Here is a 19,073-nt window from a genome sequence, read left to right as displayed (position 1 = left end):
ATTTATTTACAATAAATTCGGTATTCAATAACAAAAAAATGCAAACAATTCTTCTATCATCTCATTCAAATTAAACATTAATGGAAAACTATGAATTCAGAGAATAACCCTATGGAATTAGATCTGGGACAAAAACACATTATTACACAACGAAGATATGAAGCTTTAGGGGCAATAAATGATTTTTTAATTGCAGTGTGGTTTTTAATTGGCAGCTTTTTCTTCCTTTCTGACTCTCTTGTTGAAAGTGGTACCTGGTTATTTATTGTTGGTAGTGCTCAACTCTTGATTAAGCCTGTATTAAAACTAATTAGCTTGGTACATGTAAAGAAAATTTATGACCAAAAACAAAAACAGAATTCCCAAAAAAATTAAAATCAGAATAAATAACACAGTGAAACGTCAAACAACTCAATCCTTAATAGTTTCTGTTTAGGCGAGCTTAAATAAAATTCAATAACAGTTTAAGTATATAGTGAGCTTTAGCACGCTTAATTAATTTTCAGTAAACTTCCAATAATTAATTCTCAGTAAACTTTCAGTTTACCTTCAGCGGTTCTTAAGCTTCGAAACATAATATTTCCGTATTATCTTATAGTGCGGAAATATCTATGAACATTAGCCACCTTAAAAGCCTTACCTTTTTACATCAACCCTCTTTAAATGTGAATACAGTGGTGTTGTTACTTGCCACCTATTTTGCAGCACTCTTTAACCAACCTATTATTCAAAAGGTGTATGTTTTATCTGGTTATGACCTGCCTTTATATTTTATAAGCCATCTTTTACTGTTGGCCGCTTTTGTCATTATTTTTAGCTTATTAGCTTGGCCTTATGTATTTAAAATTATCTTCATCCCATTAGTGCTTTCCTCTGCATTGGCATTTTATGCAAGCAATAAATATAACGTAATGTTTGATTACACCATGATTGAAAACATTTTTGAGACAAACAGCAATGAAAGTGTTTCTTATATTAATATCAGCTCTGTTAGTTGGTTTATTGTGCTTGGTTTATTACCTGCTTTATTGCTATTAAAAACAAAAATAACGTACAACGGTAGTCTATTAAAAATGCTATTTATGAAAGCCGTCTTCTTGTGCAGCAGTGTGCTTGTTATCTTATTAATTGCCATTTTTTACTATAAAGATTACGCCTCTATTGGTCGTAATAATGCTTACTTAAATAAAATGATCAATCCAGCTCATGTTTATAATACTTACAAATACATTAAGAAAAACTACTTCAATAAAGCAATGCCTTATTCATTGTTAGGGCAAGATGCGACCATCATATCAGCCAAAAACAGCAAACCAACATTAATGGTATTTGTTGTCGGTGAAACAGCACGCTCGCAAAATATTGCTTATAACGGCTATCATCGAAACACCAATCCTTATACAGAAAATATGGGCCTCATTTCATTTAAGTATGTTCAAACCTGTGGCACAGCAACAGCGGTATCGTTACCTTGCTTATTTTCAAATATGAACCGTACGGATTACAACAAACAAAAAGCGAACAATCAGGATAATGTGTTAGATATACTCAGTCATGCAGGTGTTGACGTTCATTGGATAGATAACGATGGAGGTGATAAACAAGTCGCGAAAAACCTTGATAAAATTGACATCAACAAAAACGATAATCGCGACTTATGCAATAAACATAGTTGTTATGATCAAGTATTATTACGACAACTTCCTCGTTTAATCGCAAAGCAACCTGGTAAAGACAAGCTGTTTGCATTGCATTTAATAGGGAGCCACGGCCCTACCTATTATCAACGTTACCCACAAGACAAAACATTGTTTAAACCTGCTTGTGAACGCAGTGATATTGAAAATTGTAGCGACCAAGAAATCGTTAATGTTTATGATAATAGCATCGCTTATACTGACTATGTCTTAGCTGAAACCATTACCTTACTGAAGCAGTATCAAGAAGAATATAACGTGGCACTTTTTTACTTATCTGACCATGGTGAATCGTTAGGTGAAAATGGCTTATATCTACACGGGACGCCTTATGTCGTTGCACCTGATCAACAAACTCATGTACCTTGGTTTATGTGGGCTAATGAGGCTTACTTTACTAATAAAAGCCTTAATAAAGCATGTTTAGAACAAAAAGCAGCAAATGATTTTGTATCACATGATAATTTATTTCATACTTTATTAGGCTTTTACGGTGTAAAGACAAAACAAAAGAATAAAGACTTAGATATTACCTACTCTTGTAAGGCATAAATTATAAAAACAGAAGTTATAAAAGTATAAATTAAAAAACATCGATTAAAAAATATAGCTTAATGAATAGTGGTTAATCAATAGAGATAAAAAATGAAAATTTTAGTGGTTGAAGATTCCCAACATCTACGCAGAAGTTTAGTGGTAGGGTTAAGTAATTTAGGTTTTACCGTCGAAGCCACTGGAGATGGAAGTGAGGGGTTAAACCTTGCACTTTATAACCAATTTGACCTGATTATTTTAGATCTTATGTTACCTAACATTGATGGTATGACGCTATTAAAAACCATTCGCCAAGAAAATATACACAGTAAAGTCATTATTCTTTCAGCCCGAGTTACGGTAGATGACCGAGTTAATGGGTTATTAGCAGGTGCTGATGATTACTTAGTTAAACCCTTTTCTTTTGATGAACTGCATGCTCGTATCATGAGTATCCAAAAAAGAGGTGAAATATCGCACTTTAATAATGTCATCAAACAGAATGATTTTGTCCTTGATACCCAACAAAAAAGCTTTGCTTACCAAGACAACTTAATTGACCTGACTAAAAACGAATTCAAAATTATTGAAGTGATATTTAGTGCTAAAGGTAACGTGGTTAGCACCAGTAAAATAAGTGAATCTGTGGTGGGTCACTTTGATGAACTGTCTAAAAATAGTATTGAAGCGCACCTTTCATCGGTAAGAAGAAAAGCCAAACAAGTAGGCGGGAGATTACCCGTTAAAAATAGACGTGGTTTTGGTTATTTAGTTGAGCAATCATAATGAAATCGATTAAAAAGGATATTGTCCGCGCCATTACGATTATTCCTGCGATTATCTTGTTCACTATATTTATAGCAATTGATATTGTGTTAGATGATTGGGTAAATGACAAGTTTGATGAATCATTAATCACTAAATCAAATTATTTAAAAACCTTAATAGAAGTTTATCCTAAAGGGGTTGAGTTTGATTTCTCAGACCAGTTTATGCCTGAATTTGTCGATGCTAAAAGTACACAATATTTTCAATTATGGGTCGATGATAAACCTTTTGAACGATCTAAATCGTTAGCTAACTACCCAGAAGAACAACTTACTAAGCAACAACTGTCGATTAACACCTATAAAATAATTAATGTTGAATTACCCGACGGACGAACGGGCCGTTCGATCATGAGCTACTTTCACCCACAAGTACCGAGTAGATTAAGAGGAAGTGTTGTACCCTTTCAACATACCGCTTTCTTTACTGTCACGGTGTCCGATGAAGATTTTTCTTGGGCATTACTCGCATTGGATATTGTATTCTGGCTGGTTTTTATTACTTTTATTGTTGGCATCCGTTATCTCGTTATTTCTCAAATAGATAAAGGTTTAAAGCCTCTGCTATTACTCAATGAAGAAATAGCGCATTTAAAAGTAGATAAATCGACATCATCTCTGAGAAAGCTAACCGATGAACATATAGAGATAGCGCCGATTCGGGCAGAGTTATTGCGCTTCATTGAACTATCACAACAAACCTTGCAGGAAGAGCAACGCTTATCGGCTGATATTGCACATGAACTTAAAACACCAATTGCAGAAATCATTAGTCTGAGTGAGTTACATATTCAATACCCTGATGACCATCGCATCACAGATAGCTACTCCCAAGATATGTTATCCATCGCGCAGCGTATGAAACACATTGTGAATAACCTGATGATGTTAAACCAAAGTGATGAATACTTATTAAAACGACAAAATGAAACTGTCGTATTAAGCGAAGAGATCAATGGTATCCTTTCGTTTATTCAAAGCAATCAAACTAATGCTTACGAAAGAATAAAAATAAAAAATACGATTCCAAAAACCACTGTTAATTTAGATATTGTTAGCTTTAATATTATTATGACTAACTTAATAAACAACGCACTTTTCTATAGCCCAGAACACTCAGATATTAATTTAGAGATAACAAACACAAACCAAGGAAATATTTATATAATACTACAAAACAGGTTAACCAATTTAATATCAGAAGCGCAGTTAAATAAAATATTTAAGCCACTTTATCAAATAGATTCAGCTCGAACTGAGAATGAGCATTATGGATTAGGTCTCGCTATTGTTGAAAAACTTTGTTTAATTAACCATCATAAGATTAATGCTACACTACCTACACCTGAAATAATTGAATTTAGCCTCACACTTAATAAAATTGAACTCAGTTAAATATTATTTCTCTTAAATCCTTGGTTTACCAATTCGCCTTTTTTTAATAAAAACAAGAAAACCAGATGCTAAAACAGCCTAATTAGCTCAAAAAACAATCACCAATAAAAGTATAAAATAAGACTATATGAGATTTATTTTGAAAAATAGTCTCAAAAATAGCGAAAAAAAACCAATTACACGATCAAGCACACATTTTATCCCCAGCTTTCGTGACCTATGTAATGCTAATAATTTTTTTGTTCCTTTATTCTTTGCTTACTAAAGTTTTAACAAAACAAAAACTTTAACGTAACAATTTAAGTTCTATCAATAATATTGAGTCAACTAACAGTGCCTTTTCATAAACACTTAAAGTGATTCGTCATTATAAAAAGATAAAGCTAAATCTAAGCAACTAATTTTTAGTCCCTAAAAAGGAATGTAACGATGAAAAAACTACTTAAAACTGCATTAATTAGCGCAGGCTTACTTATGTCAGCAAGTTCTTTTGCAGCTGATTACCCTTCAAAAAACATACGTTTAATTGTGCCATTTGGTGCAGGTGGTGGTACAGATGCAGTTGGTCGTACATTAGCAAACAGCGCTAAGGATATTCTAGGTACAAGCATTTCAGTAATGAATAGAACGGGTGGTGCTGGTGCAGTAGGAATGAGTTTTGGTGCACGTCAACGTGCTGATGGTTACACACTGACAGTAGTAACACGTGAAATTGCTTCATTACCGCAAATGGGACTAATGCAAAACACAGCAGACGATTTCAAACTAATTCGTATGGTTAACTTAGACCCAGCAGTTATTTTAGTACCAGCAGATAGCCCATTTAATACAGTGAATGATTTAATCGCAGAAGCTAAAAAAATGCCTGGTAAAGTTAAATTTGCTTCAACTGCTGCGCCAAACTTCTACTTAATGGCACTAGAACAAGACCAAGATATCAAACTTAATGCAGTGCCATACAACGGTTCTTCAGAAGCTATTCCTTCAGTATTAGGTCATCACACACAAGTAACAATGGTAACGCCGGGTGAAGCAATTGCTCAATTACGTTCTGGTCAACTTAAAGCATTAGGTGTTATGTCAGAAGAACGTATTTCTTACATCCCAGATGTACCAACATTAAAAGAACAAGGTCTTAATGTAACAACGGGTACATGGCGTGGCATTGGCGCACCTAAAGATACGCCAGATGAGATCATTGAAATCTTAGGAAATGCATTTGACCAAGCAATGGCTTCAGCTGAATTTAAAGACTTTATGGCTAAAGGTGCAATGACTATTCACCCTCTTAAAGCACAAGAATTCACTGACTTTGTAAAACAAGATACTGAATTACTTGGTAAGTTTATTAAATAGGCTTAATTAGTTAAACCGTATTAATAAAAGCCAAGGTAACCCCCTTGGCTTTTACCGTTTCATATTACTTAACAAATTTGTGTTTATTAGAGAGTTTATTATGCTCAACCGCAACATTTTCTTTCCAAGCCTAGTGATATTTTTGAGCCTCGTTTTTTTAGTGCTTATTTCGCAATTCGAAGAACCTAGGTACCAAGATGCACCTGTCGGTGCTGGTTTCTTTCCTGCCGTCATCGCTATTATTCAAATCATAATATGTAGCGTTTTAATCATTCAATACAAGAAAAAACAAAAACCACAGAAAGAAGTGACATTGATATCAAGCCACTCTATCTTTGGATTCACTTTTTTAATTGGTTACGCAGTGCTGATTACGCTTGTTGGTTACTTACCTGCAAGTCTTATTGGCTTCACTTATTACCTTCTTTTTTATCGCGTGAAAAAACCGCTTTATTACGTTACCGCGTGGATATTTGTATTCGCCATTTATTTTCTTTTTAGTGAAGTTTTTATTATTTCGCTACCGGAAGGTCTACTCTTTTTCTAGGTTATTATTATGATGGAATATTTACTTAATGGGTTTGCAGATGCTTTTAGTATGGCTGTCTTCCCTGTATTAGTTTTGGGTGTATTAGGCGGTGTTATTTTAGGTGCATTACCTGGTTTAACAGCAACGATGGGCGTAGCAATATTATTGCCTTTCACTTTTGGTATGGCGCCTACCCCTGCACTTGTTATGTTAATTGGTGTTTATATTGGTGGTATTTATGGGGGCTCAATTGCCGCTATTTTATTAAAAACACCTGGTACGCCAGCTTCAGCAGCAACCGTACTTGATGGTCATACAATGGCAATTAAAGGTCTTGCAGCAAAAGCGTTAAGTATCGCAGCCGTGGCGTCATTCATTGGCGGTTTAATTAGTACCATTGTGTTAATTGCGATTGCACCAATATTAGCTGATTTTGCATTACGATTTAATGCACCAGAATACTTTGCGCTTGCGTTGTTTGGCTTAACTATCATTGCCAGTGTTTCAGCTAAAAACATAATGAAAGGTTTGCTCGCTGGTACGATCGGTTTATTAGTATCGATGGTTGGTTTAGACCCAATCAGTAGTGTACCTCGCTTTACTTTTGGCATATTAGATCTATACAGTGGTATTAATATCATCCCTGTATTAATCGGTTTATTTGCCATTTCAGAAGGTTTAAATCAATTAGAGAAATTATCGAGTGATAAACAAGATATCCCACCTAAATTTGACTATAAACTACTGAGTTTTTCAGACTTTAAGAAAATTTTACCTACCACTATCAAAAGCGGCTTAATAGGTACTTCAATTGGTTCAGTGCCGGGTGCAGGGGCTGACATTTCAGCTTTTGCTTGTTACAACGAAGCAAAACGCGTTGCTAAAAATCCAGAAGAATTTGGCAATGGTTCAATGCATGGTTTAGCAGCAGCCGAATCAGGCAACAATGGTGTAACCGGTGGTTCATTAGTACCACTGTTAACATTAGGTGTACCGGGTGATGCGGTTTCAGCAGTATTGCTAGGGGCTTTAATTGTTCAAGGTTTAACTCCGGGTCCGTTATTGTTTACTCAAAATCCTGAAATTGTTTATGGTATTTTTAGTTCGATGATCGTCGCAAACATTGTGATGTTGATTATTGGATTTTTAGGTATTAGATTCTTCTGTCGTATTATAGAAGTACCAAAAATAATTATGATCCCTATTATTATCTTCCTATCTGTTATTGGTGCTTACGCAATTAATAACTCTATGTTTGATGTAGGTATTGCGATTACATTTGGTTTATTAGGCTTTATATTAAATAAATTAGACATCCCATCGTCACCTATTTTACTAGCAATAATATTAGGCCCAATGGCAGAAACAAACTTAAGGAAATCCTTGATCTTGTATGAAGGTAGTTGGTCGTTCTTGTATGATCGTCCGATTGCACTCGCCTTTATTCTATTCGCAGTTTTCTCTGTTTATTCAACAATTAAACTGAAAAAGAAAGAGCGTTTAGCAGAAGAGAAAAAGTAACCTTTCCCTTATTTACATGATTAAAACTTTAAAAGGGTCATTATCACAATGACCCTTTTTGTATCCACTTAGCGACCTCAATCCTATTAACTCCAATCCATTTAGTCCTAATACAATTAATACCGATAAAATTAAGCCTCTAAGTACTTATTTCTTTGTGGCAAAGCCTTTATAAAAAAGTTTGTAAACATTCATCTATAAACTTAATCAAACCAGATTATTACTCAATATTGAGCTTTAATTTCTTTGAAAGAGGTTCAATAGCCGCCCCTTGAAAGAAAACGGAGATAAGTACAATAAAGAACACCATATTAACTATTTCTAATGAACCGCTCACTCCAGCAGCTGCAGGTATCAAAGCGAACACGATAGGTGTTGCCCCTTTAAGGCCAATAGAGGAGATAAATAAACGCTTTTTCCAACTTGCTTTGGGAAAGAATAAATAACAAATTTGCACCGCCAAAGGCCTTGCAACAAAGATCAGTAAAGCCGCAGGTAACAACGAAGAATACAACACCTCAAACAAATGATGAGGGAATATTTGTAACCCAAGTGCGATGAACATGAGTGCTTGGGCTAGCCATGACAAGCTATTAAAAAAGTGTTTTGTCATCTCCTTTCCACGTTTAATACCATTACCCATCACAACACCAACAACATAAGATGCTAATAATATATTACCGCCAATAAACTCACTGCCGTAAGTGGCTAAGACAAAGCTGGCTAAAACAAACACAGGAATTAAGCCATATTCTTCAAGCTTAATATGATTAAGTAGCCATACCGCAACACGCCCAACAACATACGCAACAACGAGAGCACTGAATATTTGTGTAACGAGTTCAATGCTAATTTGACTAGCAGAAACGCCGTTCTCAGGGGCAAGTGCAAGCTGCGTTAACAACACAACTAAAATCAACGCAACAGGGTCATTTGTTGCTGATTCAAACTCTAAAACGGTATCCGTTTGTTCTTTCAATTTAATTTTTTTAGATTGAAGAATTGAAAACACAGCAGCGGCATCCGTGGAGGAAACAATCGCAGCAAATAACAAACAATGAATAAAGGAAAAATCTAAAGTATAAGAGAGTAGCACGGAGAAAAATAACGTCGTGAATAACACCCCTAATGTCGATAAGACACCACCTTCTCGATAGGCCACTCGGACACTTTCTTTGGACGTATTTAAACCACCAACAAAAACTATAATATTAAGTGCAATACTGCCGACTAAAGAAGTTAAAGCAAAATTATCATATACAAAATTAAATTCCCCATTACCAAATAATAGACCAACCCCCATGAAAATGAGTAAAGATGGAATACCAAAAGTCCGCGATGGATGATGTAAAAGAATACCAATTCCAATCAAAGCGGCGATACAAATTAGTATAAGTTGATATGACATTATTTCTTTATTTTCCTTATTTGTTAGATACTTACTGGATATTTATTAACGGTTTATTTTCTACTCTTTTTTATTAACGTTTTTATTAACAACTTTCTTAATTCGTTTTCATTCACGATATGACTAAATTTATTGTAATAAATATAACGTCGGCAATATGATCTAGACGCTTAAATAGCGCGGAGGAAAGTTAAAACTAAACAGTGACACAGAGCAAATTTATTATACATAATATTAAATTAACTTATATTTATAAAGTGCTTTATTTAAGCAGAATTCACTTACATGAAAAAACTTTAGTCTATAAAAAACAATAAGTTAATAAACTCATTATTTTATTTATTTAACGTAAATATTAAACACACTCTACGCCTATTAATTAACCTCTTCATCAAAAGATAATGTATATAACCCGATAAATACCAGCATGGCGTTAACCTCTTTATGACGGCTTTAAAAAATAACGTTTCTTATCAAATTTTTTAATAATTGGGAGTGCGATTAATCACAAACGAACAAGTAAAGTCATGGGTTTGTATTATTAATACTTAAAATTGGATATAGTCATATATACCTTTAATTCATTAATTTATCATTTAATTATATTAAATGTCATAAAATTAGCACTATAAACTTAGGAATAGATGTTATGACAATGGCTTCTATCATAAAATTTACAGAAAGCCCGTCTTTAAGTGAATTAAGCAAATCAATTAATAGCGTTATTGAAGAAGGCGCTAAAACGGTCTTATTGTTAACTTGTATTGATAATAATTATGACCTAGATGAAACAGAGCAAATATTAAAAACGTGTACTCTCCCGTTATGCGGAGCTGTCTTTCCTAAAGTCATCTATAAAAATAAAAGCTATTCACACGGCGCAATTGTTTTAGGTTTAATGGTAAGCAGTAAAGTCGTGAACTACTCAATGCTCACTGATTCAGATACTCATCTAAAAAACTATATTCAAACTGAAAGTAAACAAATAGAACACTACCAAAACTTCATCATCATTTCCGATGCATTTTGTAATCAATGCGAAAACTTTACCGACCATTTTTATGATTATATGGGTTCTGGTATTTCAGCGATTGGGGGTGGAGCAGGCTCTATGGATTTATTATCCTATCCTGTTATTTTTACAAACCAGGGGTTAGTGAATAATACAACGCAAGTCGTTGCACTTCCTTGCCCTATAACCAATAACATTGGGCACGGTTGGGAGATTTTAGAGGGACCTTATTTAGTCACCTCTTCTGAAGGACATTATGTCCACTCATTAAATTACCGACCTACTTTTGAGTTATACAAAGAAATTATCCAAAACAAAATAGACTCACCTTTAGAAGATGATTTTTTTAATGAATATTCCAAGCGCTTCCCTTTAGGCATTATGTCATTAGATGGGGATATATTAGTCAGAGATTCATTACAAACAAATGGTGCTTATTTAGAATGTGTAGGCAACGTCCCTGTGAATTCAATGATTTACTTATTACACAGCGATCTACATAAAATGACGCTTGCCAGTGAAAAAGTAGCTCAAGAAGTAGCCAGAAAAGGTATTGCAAACACTCTTTTATTATTTGACTGCGTTACTCGCGACCTACTATTCGGTGAAAATATTGGCGATGAACTTGAAGTAATACAACGCCCTTTCCCTAATACCAGCTTAGTAGGAGTAATGGCCCTAGGAGAAATAGCGAATACGACTAACGGATCAATTCGTTTACTCAATAAATCAACAGTGCTTGGCTCCTTTTAAACAGCAGGGAAATTTATGAATATAGCGATGCATATTATGTCGATTCAGCATCAATTAGTATTGGCAATAGACAAAGATCCAGACTTAAAAAAAATGTTACATCACTTCTTAAGTCTTTGTAGTCTTTCTTTAAATTCAACGAATTGTCATATCTTTCTTATAAAAGACAAAAACAATAATCCGACATACCAATTAGATATAAACCATGAAATACAATTAAAACATTATGTCAGCTTTCCAATGAAAAAAAATGGATTATTATCGAATGAAGATACAGAATTATCAGGCTTAGTTAATCCGTTTTTTCAAAATAATTACGATGAACAAGAACAAAAAGTTGGCTCCACGTTATATCATTTTTTTAAGATAGGTGATTTTGGCGTATTAATAATTGAACGAGAAAAAAGTTTAGATCAAGCGATTCGAAATGCCCTTTCCCCAGTATTAAATAAGCTCGCCATTAGCACCATTGCCGCCATTAACCATCATTCTCTTGTTATTGAAATAAAAACACGTCAACGTGTAGAAGAAAAAATCAGCTATCAAGCCTCTCATGATTTTCTTACTGGCCTTTACAATAGGATGAAAATACAAGAATTTTTAGCGAGTGCAATTGACGATTGTATACTCCAAAAACAAACTGGTGCCATATTATTGATTAACTTAGCAGGGTTTAAAAATATCAATGATGTAATGGGCTACCATGTGGGAGATGAAGTATTACAACAAGCAGCGATTAGGCTCAAGGTATTAATCAAAGACATGGGGATCGTCGCCAGATTTAACGGACATGAATTTATTATATTGCTAAGAGGCTTACCTGTTAATAAAAGTACCGTTCAACCAATCATCAATGATGTCATTGCGGATATTATTTATGCAATGGAAATTCCTTTTGAATTCATTGAAGGTCGATTTTCTTTATCTTGCTTCATTGGTTATGAGACTTTTAATAATGCATCAAAGGGAGTTCAAGATATCCTTAAAAATGCCAGCATAGCGGTCTATGAAGCCTTTAAAAGAGGAAAAGATAAAGCATTACCTTACAACGAAGTCATGTCAAAGCAATTGAATGACCATATCAGTTACACCAGGGAAATAAAGCAAGCCTTAGCATTTAATGAATTTGAATTGCATTATCAGCCTCAGTACGACCATTTAAACAACATGATTGGTGCTGAAGCTTTATTACGTTGGAATAATCCTTTAAGAGGTTATGAATCCCCTGCTGTTTATATTCCTATCGCCGAAGAAAGTGATCTGATTATGCAGATCAGTAGTTACGTCTTACAACAAGCATGTGAAGATATTAAAAAATTACAACAACTTCCTTTACCAAGCTCCTTTAAACAAGTGTCGATTAATATCAGTGCGAAACAATTAGCGAAGCATGATTTTGCCGATACGATAATTTTAGCCATCAAAAAGAATCAAATATCTCCTTTGAATTTAAAAATAGAGATAACAGAAAGTATGATGATGAGCGATATAGAATTATCAATCGCATGTTTAGAAAAACTGCATGACGTCGGTGTTGAATGCGCCATTGATGATTTTGGTACTGGTTATTCCTCTCTCGCTTATTTAAAACGCTTACCCGCTAGTCTGCTTAAAATTGATCGTTCGTTTGTCACTGATATCCATAAAGATCCAAGTAACCAAGCCATTGCAAATATGGTGATAAAGCTGGCAAACAGTTTAAATATGGAAGTGATTGCAGAAGGAGTAGAAACGAAACAAGAGCTAGACTCTTTAATCGCTTTAGGGTGTTATCAATATCAAGGGTTCTATTTTAGTCGCCCTTTAACTTTTAATAAGCTAGTCCAGTGTTTCGAACCATAATCCAACTCCCTTTATTAAACCTAAGAGATTAAATATGTTATCTAAATTTTTCGCTGTAAAAATAGTTCAATTCAAGGCGTAAATGGCTGTTCCCTTTACGAAATTTACAACGAGGAAGTGGGCTGTTATGCACTTCAAGGTTGAATCTGCCAAGTAAAATAAATAAGCTGTTTATTGTCATTGGTATTACACATAAAAAAAGCGATGAGAATAATCTCATCGCTTTTTTTGAATCTACTTACAAAAGTATTAAACCTAATATTAAATTAATAGAACTCAATTAATGAATTAAATTCATTTATCTTTCGGCACTTCAAATTTTTGTACAATATCTTTAATTTCTTTACGCTCTAACACATAGTCAATACTACGAATTAATAACGGTTTTGATAAATCGTCTTTACTAATCACATCAATAATTTCATTTGATAAAAACTCTTTATCCATTATCGATTCATTTTGACCAGATAATAATATAATAGGCGTATCTACATTTTTATCTTTCATTGCTTTAACAAAGTCTTCAGCAGTATTCGCACCTAATTGATAATCTAATAAGCACACATCAACTTTCATTCTTCCAGCCAGTTCTATTGCTTCTTCTAATGTTTTAGCTTCTACAATCGTATATGAGCGATCTTCAGACTCTTTGAAGTACCTTTGTACTCGTAAGCGATCAATGGCATCATCATCAACAACCATCACGGTAACATGTTGATTCATTTCTATACGATGATGTAAGCGTTTAGAACGATTAAGTAATAACGTTTTAAACTGCTCTTGTGCTTTCATTAATGCATTTTCAACAAACTTTAATTGAGAAATATTAGTAATGGTGATTAATACCCCTTGTTGAGAAGCCGACATATCATCATTAGTAGTGTAAGGCGCCATACGGATTAAAGCAGCTTCACCTGACTTAGTTAAAATATCTTGCTCTATAATTTCACCTTTCGTACTGACTTTCTCTATTTCAGTCAAGAAATTACTGTAATCTAGTTCATGAGAAATATGGTGAATAGGACGTCCAATATCTGATGTACGTAAATTAATATAATTAGCGGAATGAGGCGTATATTTACGAATAGTTAAATGCTCATCTAAGAAAATAATACCTATATTGGTAGAATTAATAACATTATCTAAATCCGTATTAGCTTCAGTTAGCTGAGTTATTTTTTCTTGATACTCGCTATTGACGGTATATAACTCTTCATTAACGGACTGTAATTCTTCATTGGTACTTTGTAATTCTTCATTTGAAGACATTAATTCTTCATTTGCCGATTGTAACTCTTCGTTTGTTGTTTCTAACTCTTCGACCGTAACTTGCAAATGCTCTTGTTTCTTAATTAACTCTTGCTCTAAATCGTAAATACGTTGAAGCGACTGTTCGCCTCCGTCAAAGGTAATTGATTTAGGAGATTTCTTAACCATTTCTCCTTCTTCATGAATAATGAATTGAAGGATATACGAACGAGGAGAAGTTTGATGGTCACTTTGTTTAACCATAAATACAGCAAGGTCAATAAACGTAGCGACACCATCAAATGTGCAAGCGACATCACTATAAAAGACATCTTCTTCATTTTTCTCACTACGATATAATGCAGTAGACACAGCAATAGCCAAGTCATTACAAATCATATCTTTAATGTTGATGCTTACCTTACCTCGCCCTAAACCTTTAGTGTAACGAGTCACATCACCATACACATGTACCGCATCAAAACTATCATTCAAGACAATACTATCTGGTGCGTAGTGTTCAATAAGGCGTTCCATTACCGTATTATATTTATTATTAATAACCATTCGACTAGGGTGACCACTTGTCGATGAAACCGTTGAAACCATAGGACTAATAATATTCTGTTTAATAGATGATGGTTGCTTCATCGGTAACCTTGCAGCACTGGCCTTTTGAAAAATACGAGTGCGTTCATCAACAACTTCAAAATGTGCTGCCATTTCTCCCAAAGATTCGGAGTTACCTAAAAATAAAAACCCATGTTGTTGTAATGCAAAATAAAAAGATAAGAACACTTTTTGTTGTGCAGTATGTTGAAAGTAAATTAATGCATTTCGGCAACTTAATAAGTTAATATTTGAAAACGGTGGATCTTCAATCATATTATGTTGGGCAAAAATAACCATTTTACGTAATTTAGCCGATACAACATAAGCATTACCAGTACGTTCAAAATAGTTATCTATTCTCTCTTTTGATATATCTTGAACAATTTCAGCGGCATACACACCTGTGCTTGCTTCAGCAATAGCATCTTCATCGACATCGGTTGCAAATATTTTTACGCGTCTATCTATTTGATATTTTTCTTTTGCTTCATCAAAAAGTATTGCAATTGAATAAGCCTCTTCACCGGATGAGCAACCTGCAATCCAAAGACGAATAGGATCGGTGCCATTACCAGAGGTTAGTACTTTGTGTATCGCGACTGTAGTTAATTTATCAAATGCTTCATCGTCTCTGAAAAAACGAGTCACGTTAATTAATAACTCTTTGCTTAAAATAGACACTTCACGAGGCGAGTTATTAAGCAAACGTAAATAAGCATCTAATGTTTTTAATTGATTGATGCCTAAACGCCTTTCAATTCGACGCGAAACGGTTGAGGGTTTATATTGTGCAAAATTAATAGAGGATTGGTTTTTTAATATTTTAAAAATTTCTGCTAATGCATCATTATCACCATCAGAAGCAATAAAAGAGCTAACAGGTAAGTCCCCTTTTATTGAAGGATGATTCATAAAATTAACTAAGCTTTTCCCCATTTCACTTGGACGTAACACCATATCAGCTAAACCTGTTTGATATGCGCTTGTAGGCATACCATCAAATTTAGCTGAATCAGGTTTTTGTATGACGACTAATCCGCCAGCTTCTTTCATTGCACGAATACCACGGGTGCCATCTGTTCCAGTACCGGATAAAACAATACCAATACCTTTATGCTGTTGGTCTTCTGCTAAAGAACGTAAAAACACATCAATTGATAAGTGCGGTAACCGATCGGGCATTTGCTCTGAGAGCAATAACTTACCTTCAGTAATCAACATATTTTTACGAGGCGGCATTAAATAGATTGCATTAGCTTCAATAGTAATACTGTCTGTCACTTCGAAAATAGGCATATCAGTAAATTTTATTAATAATTCAGACATCATGCTTTTATAGTCAGGAGAAAGGTGTTGAACAACAATGTAAGTCGCACCAGTATCACTTGGTAAATTACCAAAAAAATCTTGTAATGCTTCTAAACCACCTGCTGAAGTACCAATACCAACAACATGTGAAGGAGCTAAATTTTCTTTTTTTTCAGTTTGGGTCACATGTTTCTCACTATGAATAATTTAAATTAAATAATTTTATGAAAAATGCACTTTCAATGACGAATAGTACTATAAATTTGGCAAAAATTCGATGTTTTGATGAGTTTTAAGCAGCTCACTTGCTCTATTTATGAGTAAAGGTTTATGGAAATAATAACCTTGGTGACAAATACAACCTTGAGCGACTAACCACTCCTTTGTTTCTATATCTTCGACCCCCTCAGCAATTAAACCTAAATCGAGCATTTGACCTAAACTAATAATAGCTAAGACGATTTTTTCCGCTTCAGAATCTTGTAAAATATCTTGTATAAAACTGCGATCTATTTTTATATAGTTAAGCGGCATTTGGCGTAATAACCCCAGTGAGGAATATCCTGTACCAAAATCATCAAGAGCAATTAAAAAACCCGCTTTTTTTAAAGCTCGTAAATTTTGTCCTGCTATAGCAGGGTCTTGTATGAAAGCAGTTTCAGTGACTTCAAGAGTAAACCAAGACGGATCAATTTTTTCTTTTTTAAACAGAGCAAGTACAGAATCGGCGAACTCAATTAAGTGCAATTGTTTAACCGATAAATTAATAGCGACTTTTTGTGGTGCAACCAATAAACCTTCAGAAACCCACAACTTAACTTGCAGAATAACTTCATAAAATAACCATTCTGAAAAATCTTGTATTAAGCCATTTTCTTCCATAGTTTTAATAAAAATATCTGGTCCTATCATTCCCATTTCTGAATTTGACCATCGAGCTAATACTTCAAAGCCCATCACACTGCCATTACTTGCATTCATTAAAGGCTGGAACACAAAGAAAAATCCACTTTTTTGTGGGTGGTTTAGATCATCAGTCAAGTAATGTAAAAGGGATAAATCCTTCTCAAGAATCGGATCATAAAAACAAAATTGATTACGCCCTAAATCTTTGGCTTTGTATAACGCTAAATCAGCTTTTCTTAATATATCGATAGGGGATACGTTATGCTCTGTTGCAATTGAAACACCAATACTACAAGATAAAGCCATCACTTTACCTTCAATAGTAAAAGGTAAATTAATCGCGCTCACTATTTTATTGGCAATGAGAGCAACAACGTTCTCCGCTGTAATATCGGTAAAGATGATAGCGAACTCATCACCACCTAATCGTGCAATTGAATCTTCATCGCGAACCACTGACTTTAAACGTTCCGCTACTTCTTGAATAACGATGTCGCCAACATGGTGCCCTAATGTATCATTAATATTTTTAAATCGGTCTAAATCTAAAAACATCAAAGCAGTAATACCATGACGTGGGACTCGAGCTAACGCTAAGGTTAATCTATCAGTAAAAAAGGCACGATTAGATAACCCAGTTAAATGGTCATAATTAGCCATTTTTTGTAATTTTTGAGAGTTTGAACGTTCATCCGAAATATCAGACATGGTCAAAATTAACCCCGTTAACTCAAAGCGATCATTAAACAACCCAACTGCGTTCATGGAAACCCACAGCCCTTGCCCTGCAACAGTCGTTAATTCAATTTCACCTTTAAAGCTATTTGAGTGAGAAATAGCTCGGATAACTTCAGATAATATCTCATCAGTATCTAAGGTTTTTATAGATGATAACCACCCTTTACCTAAAGATTGTTGAGTATTTTGATTGGTATATTTAGCCCAGGTTTTATTAACATACGAACAATTAAAGTCTTTATCCATTTGTAATATAGCCATTGGTACAACGCTCGTTAAAGCATTAAACCGCTGTAAACTTGCGTTATATACTTCATGATTAACATCAACTTCTGTTTTTTCGTTAATCATTAAACCAAAACATTGACGGCCAAAGTAAACGATATCAAACAAATGGATATCTACCGTAACAGACTGATATGAATTTAAAACTAACGTAACATTTTGCCATTGTTGTTTATCAAGATGCCCTAAAAAAGACATTTTACTGATCGAGGTTAATAAACGAAATGCAATACCAGGTAATGTACTGTTAATCAATTTATCCATCACTGGCCAACCACGTTCTAAATTTGAATTAAATAAACGATGAGCAGCCAGATTTGACTTTAAAACTTGAAATTCATCATTAAAAAGAAACGCGGGGTGGAATGTATTTTTTAACATAGAGTCTAAGATCTTTTGACCTTGATCTTGAAACTTCTTTGATGTGAGATCATTACGCGCTTTAATTGGCAACATTTTTGTAGCGCGTTTTTTATTTTTAAGTAAGGTAATAGTGGCTAATAAAAAAGGAGTCACATCAATAAGATCTTTGGAACGCACCGAAAGCTCTATATTGATTAAAATAACAATCGCATATAGCTCACTACCTTCACCAATAGGGATATAACGTAAGTTATCAATGTACTCATTATTCAATAAGTCATCGTAGTCACTTTCATGCCCTTCATAACAAAAAAGATCTTTTAATAAACACGGCTTATCTGAAAAATAATCGATTAAATCTTTATTCAATTTATTTTTGATAGGTTCAAATAGCAATTCAGGCGCTGAAACCGTTTGAGAGTCAACATTAATTAAATAAGGTGATGAGTCACCGTCAACTAAAAAACCTAACGCATAGTCTGAATTATTAATTCTTGCTAACTTATCAACACAATGTTCAAGTATATAGTTATCTGATTTGCTTATTTGTTGTGATTTCACACTACCTCGAAAATATTAAGTTGATTGTTAATGTCTTTAACAGAAAAGTATATTGTAATAAAATTACATGATGATTTAATTAAAAGTCATATTGGTGAATAGATCCACTTTAGATCCGTTTTATTATTAAAAAGTTCATTTTTTATGATAATTTTTATTATAAAAATTATTCAAAATT

12 protein-coding genes are annotated in these 19,073 nt (G+C 34.0%); 9 read left to right on the top strand and 3 right to left on the bottom strand.

What is annotated here, in order from left to right:
- Nucleotides 1-90 precede the first annotated feature (90 nt).
- From SP041_RS04290 to SP041_RS04260, 7 genes are all read left to right on the top strand, one after another.
- A complete protein-coding gene (locus SP041_RS04290) occupies nucleotides 91-375 on the top strand; it encodes a YrhK family protein (protein ID WP_025565035.1) in 285 nt (94 codons plus the stop codon).
- Nucleotides 376-611: 236 nt separating this feature from the next.
- Nucleotides 612-2,249, top strand: coding sequence for a phosphoethanolamine--lipid A transferase (locus SP041_RS04285; protein ID WP_025565034.1), 1,638 nt, complete (start codon nucleotides 612-614; stop codon nucleotides 2,247-2,249).
- 93 nt (nucleotides 2,250-2,342) lie between these two features.
- Nucleotides 2,343-3,017, top strand: coding sequence for a response regulator transcription factor (locus tag SP041_RS04280; RefSeq protein ID WP_025565033.1), 675 nt, complete (start codon nucleotides 2,343-2,345; stop codon nucleotides 3,015-3,017).
- Nucleotides 3,017-4,453, top strand: a complete 1,437-nt coding sequence (locus SP041_RS04275) for a HAMP domain-containing sensor histidine kinase (RefSeq protein ID WP_025565032.1) — start codon at nucleotides 3,017-3,019, stop codon at nucleotides 4,451-4,453. Before SP041_RS04280 ends, SP041_RS04275 begins: the two co-directional genes overlap by 1 nt.
- Nucleotides 4,454-4,882: 429 nt before the next feature.
- Complete coding sequence (locus SP041_RS04270; RefSeq protein ID WP_025565031.1) at nucleotides 4,883-5,809, top strand: tripartite tricarboxylate transporter substrate binding protein; 927 nt, start codon at nucleotides 4,883-4,885, stop codon at nucleotides 5,807-5,809.
- A 100-nt stretch (nucleotides 5,810-5,909) separates the two neighbouring features.
- Nucleotides 5,910-6,356 carry a tripartite tricarboxylate transporter TctB family protein gene (locus SP041_RS04265; RefSeq protein ID WP_025565030.1) on the top strand — a complete coding sequence of 149 codons (447 nt, stop codon included), beginning with the start codon at nucleotides 5,910-5,912 and terminating at the stop codon, nucleotides 6,354-6,356.
- Between the two features lie 9 nt (nucleotides 6,357-6,365).
- Nucleotides 6,366-7,859, top strand: coding sequence for a tripartite tricarboxylate transporter permease (locus SP041_RS04260; RefSeq protein ID WP_037049518.1), 1,494 nt, complete (start codon nucleotides 6,366-6,368; stop codon nucleotides 7,857-7,859).
- A 220-nt stretch (nucleotides 7,860-8,079) separates the two neighbouring features.
- Here SP041_RS04260 and SP041_RS04255 read toward each other — a convergent pair whose 3' ends face one another.
- Complete coding sequence (locus tag SP041_RS04255) at nucleotides 8,080-9,267, bottom strand: potassium/proton antiporter (protein WP_025565029.1); 1,188 nt, start codon at nucleotides 9,265-9,267, stop codon at nucleotides 8,080-8,082.
- Nucleotides 9,268-9,922: 655 nt separating this feature from the next.
- Here SP041_RS04255 and SP041_RS04250 point away from each other — a divergent pair.
- Together SP041_RS04250 and SP041_RS04245 are read left to right on the top strand one after the other, a co-directional pair.
- Nucleotides 9,923-11,032, top strand: coding sequence for an FIST C-terminal domain-containing protein (locus SP041_RS04250; protein WP_205961163.1), 1,110 nt, complete (start codon nucleotides 9,923-9,925; stop codon nucleotides 11,030-11,032).
- Between the two features lie 15 nt (nucleotides 11,033-11,047).
- Entirely contained in the window at nucleotides 11,048-12,874 is a 1,827-nt protein-coding gene (locus SP041_RS04245) for a bifunctional diguanylate cyclase/phosphodiesterase (protein ID WP_025565027.1), read from the top strand.
- Between the two features lie 294 nt (nucleotides 12,875-13,168).
- Here the strand turns inward: SP041_RS04245 and SP041_RS04240 are convergent, their stop codons facing one another.
- Together SP041_RS04240 and SP041_RS04235 are read right to left on the bottom strand one after the other, a co-directional pair.
- Entirely contained in the window at nucleotides 13,169-16,228 is a 3,060-nt protein-coding gene (locus tag SP041_RS04240) for a CheR family methyltransferase (RefSeq protein WP_025565026.1), read from the bottom strand.
- 69 nt (nucleotides 16,229-16,297) lie between these two features.
- Complete coding sequence (locus SP041_RS04235) at nucleotides 16,298-18,895, bottom strand: bifunctional diguanylate cyclase/phosphodiesterase (protein ID WP_025565025.1); 2,598 nt, start codon at nucleotides 18,893-18,895, stop codon at nucleotides 16,298-16,300.
- Nucleotides 18,896-19,073: the final 178 nt, after the last annotated feature.

Source organism: Psychromonas sp. SP041, from assembly GCF_000470315.2.
Lineage (GTDB): Bacteria > Pseudomonadota > Gammaproteobacteria > Enterobacterales > Psychromonadaceae > Psychromonas.
The sequence above is the reverse complement of the archived record's forward strand: the minus strand, read 5'-3'. Positions and strand labels throughout refer to the sequence as shown.

What these genes read in the sequence shown, in the direction of transcription:
- SP041_RS04255 (WP_025565029.1), bottom strand. Translation starts at nt 9,267, where the DNA reads ATGTCATATCAACTTATACTAATTTGTATCGCCGCTTTGATTGGAATT.
- SP041_RS04290 (WP_025565035.1), top strand. Translation starts at nt 91, where the DNA reads ATGAATTCAGAGAATAACCCTATGGAATTAGATCTGGGACAAAAACAC.
- SP041_RS04270 (WP_025565031.1), top strand. Translation starts at nt 4,883, where the DNA reads ATGAAAAAACTACTTAAAACTGCATTAATTAGCGCAGGCTTACTTATG.
- SP041_RS04280 (WP_025565033.1), top strand. Translation starts at nt 2,343, where the DNA reads ATGAAAATTTTAGTGGTTGAAGATTCCCAACATCTACGCAGAAGTTTA.
- SP041_RS04275 (WP_025565032.1), top strand. Translation starts at nt 3,017, where the DNA reads ATGAAATCGATTAAAAAGGATATTGTCCGCGCCATTACGATTATTCCT.
- SP041_RS04245 (WP_025565027.1), top strand. Translation starts at nt 11,048, where the DNA reads ATGAATATAGCGATGCATATTATGTCGATTCAGCATCAATTAGTATTG.
- SP041_RS04250 (WP_205961163.1), top strand. Translation starts at nt 9,923, where the DNA reads ATGGCTTCTATCATAAAATTTACAGAAAGCCCGTCTTTAAGTGAATTA.
- SP041_RS04260 (WP_037049518.1), top strand. Translation starts at nt 6,366, where the DNA reads ATGATGGAATATTTACTTAATGGGTTTGCAGATGCTTTTAGTATGGCT.
- SP041_RS04265 (WP_025565030.1), top strand. Translation starts at nt 5,910, where the DNA reads ATGCTCAACCGCAACATTTTCTTTCCAAGCCTAGTGATATTTTTGAGC.
- SP041_RS04285 (WP_025565034.1), top strand. Translation starts at nt 612, where the DNA reads ATGAACATTAGCCACCTTAAAAGCCTTACCTTTTTACATCAACCCTCT.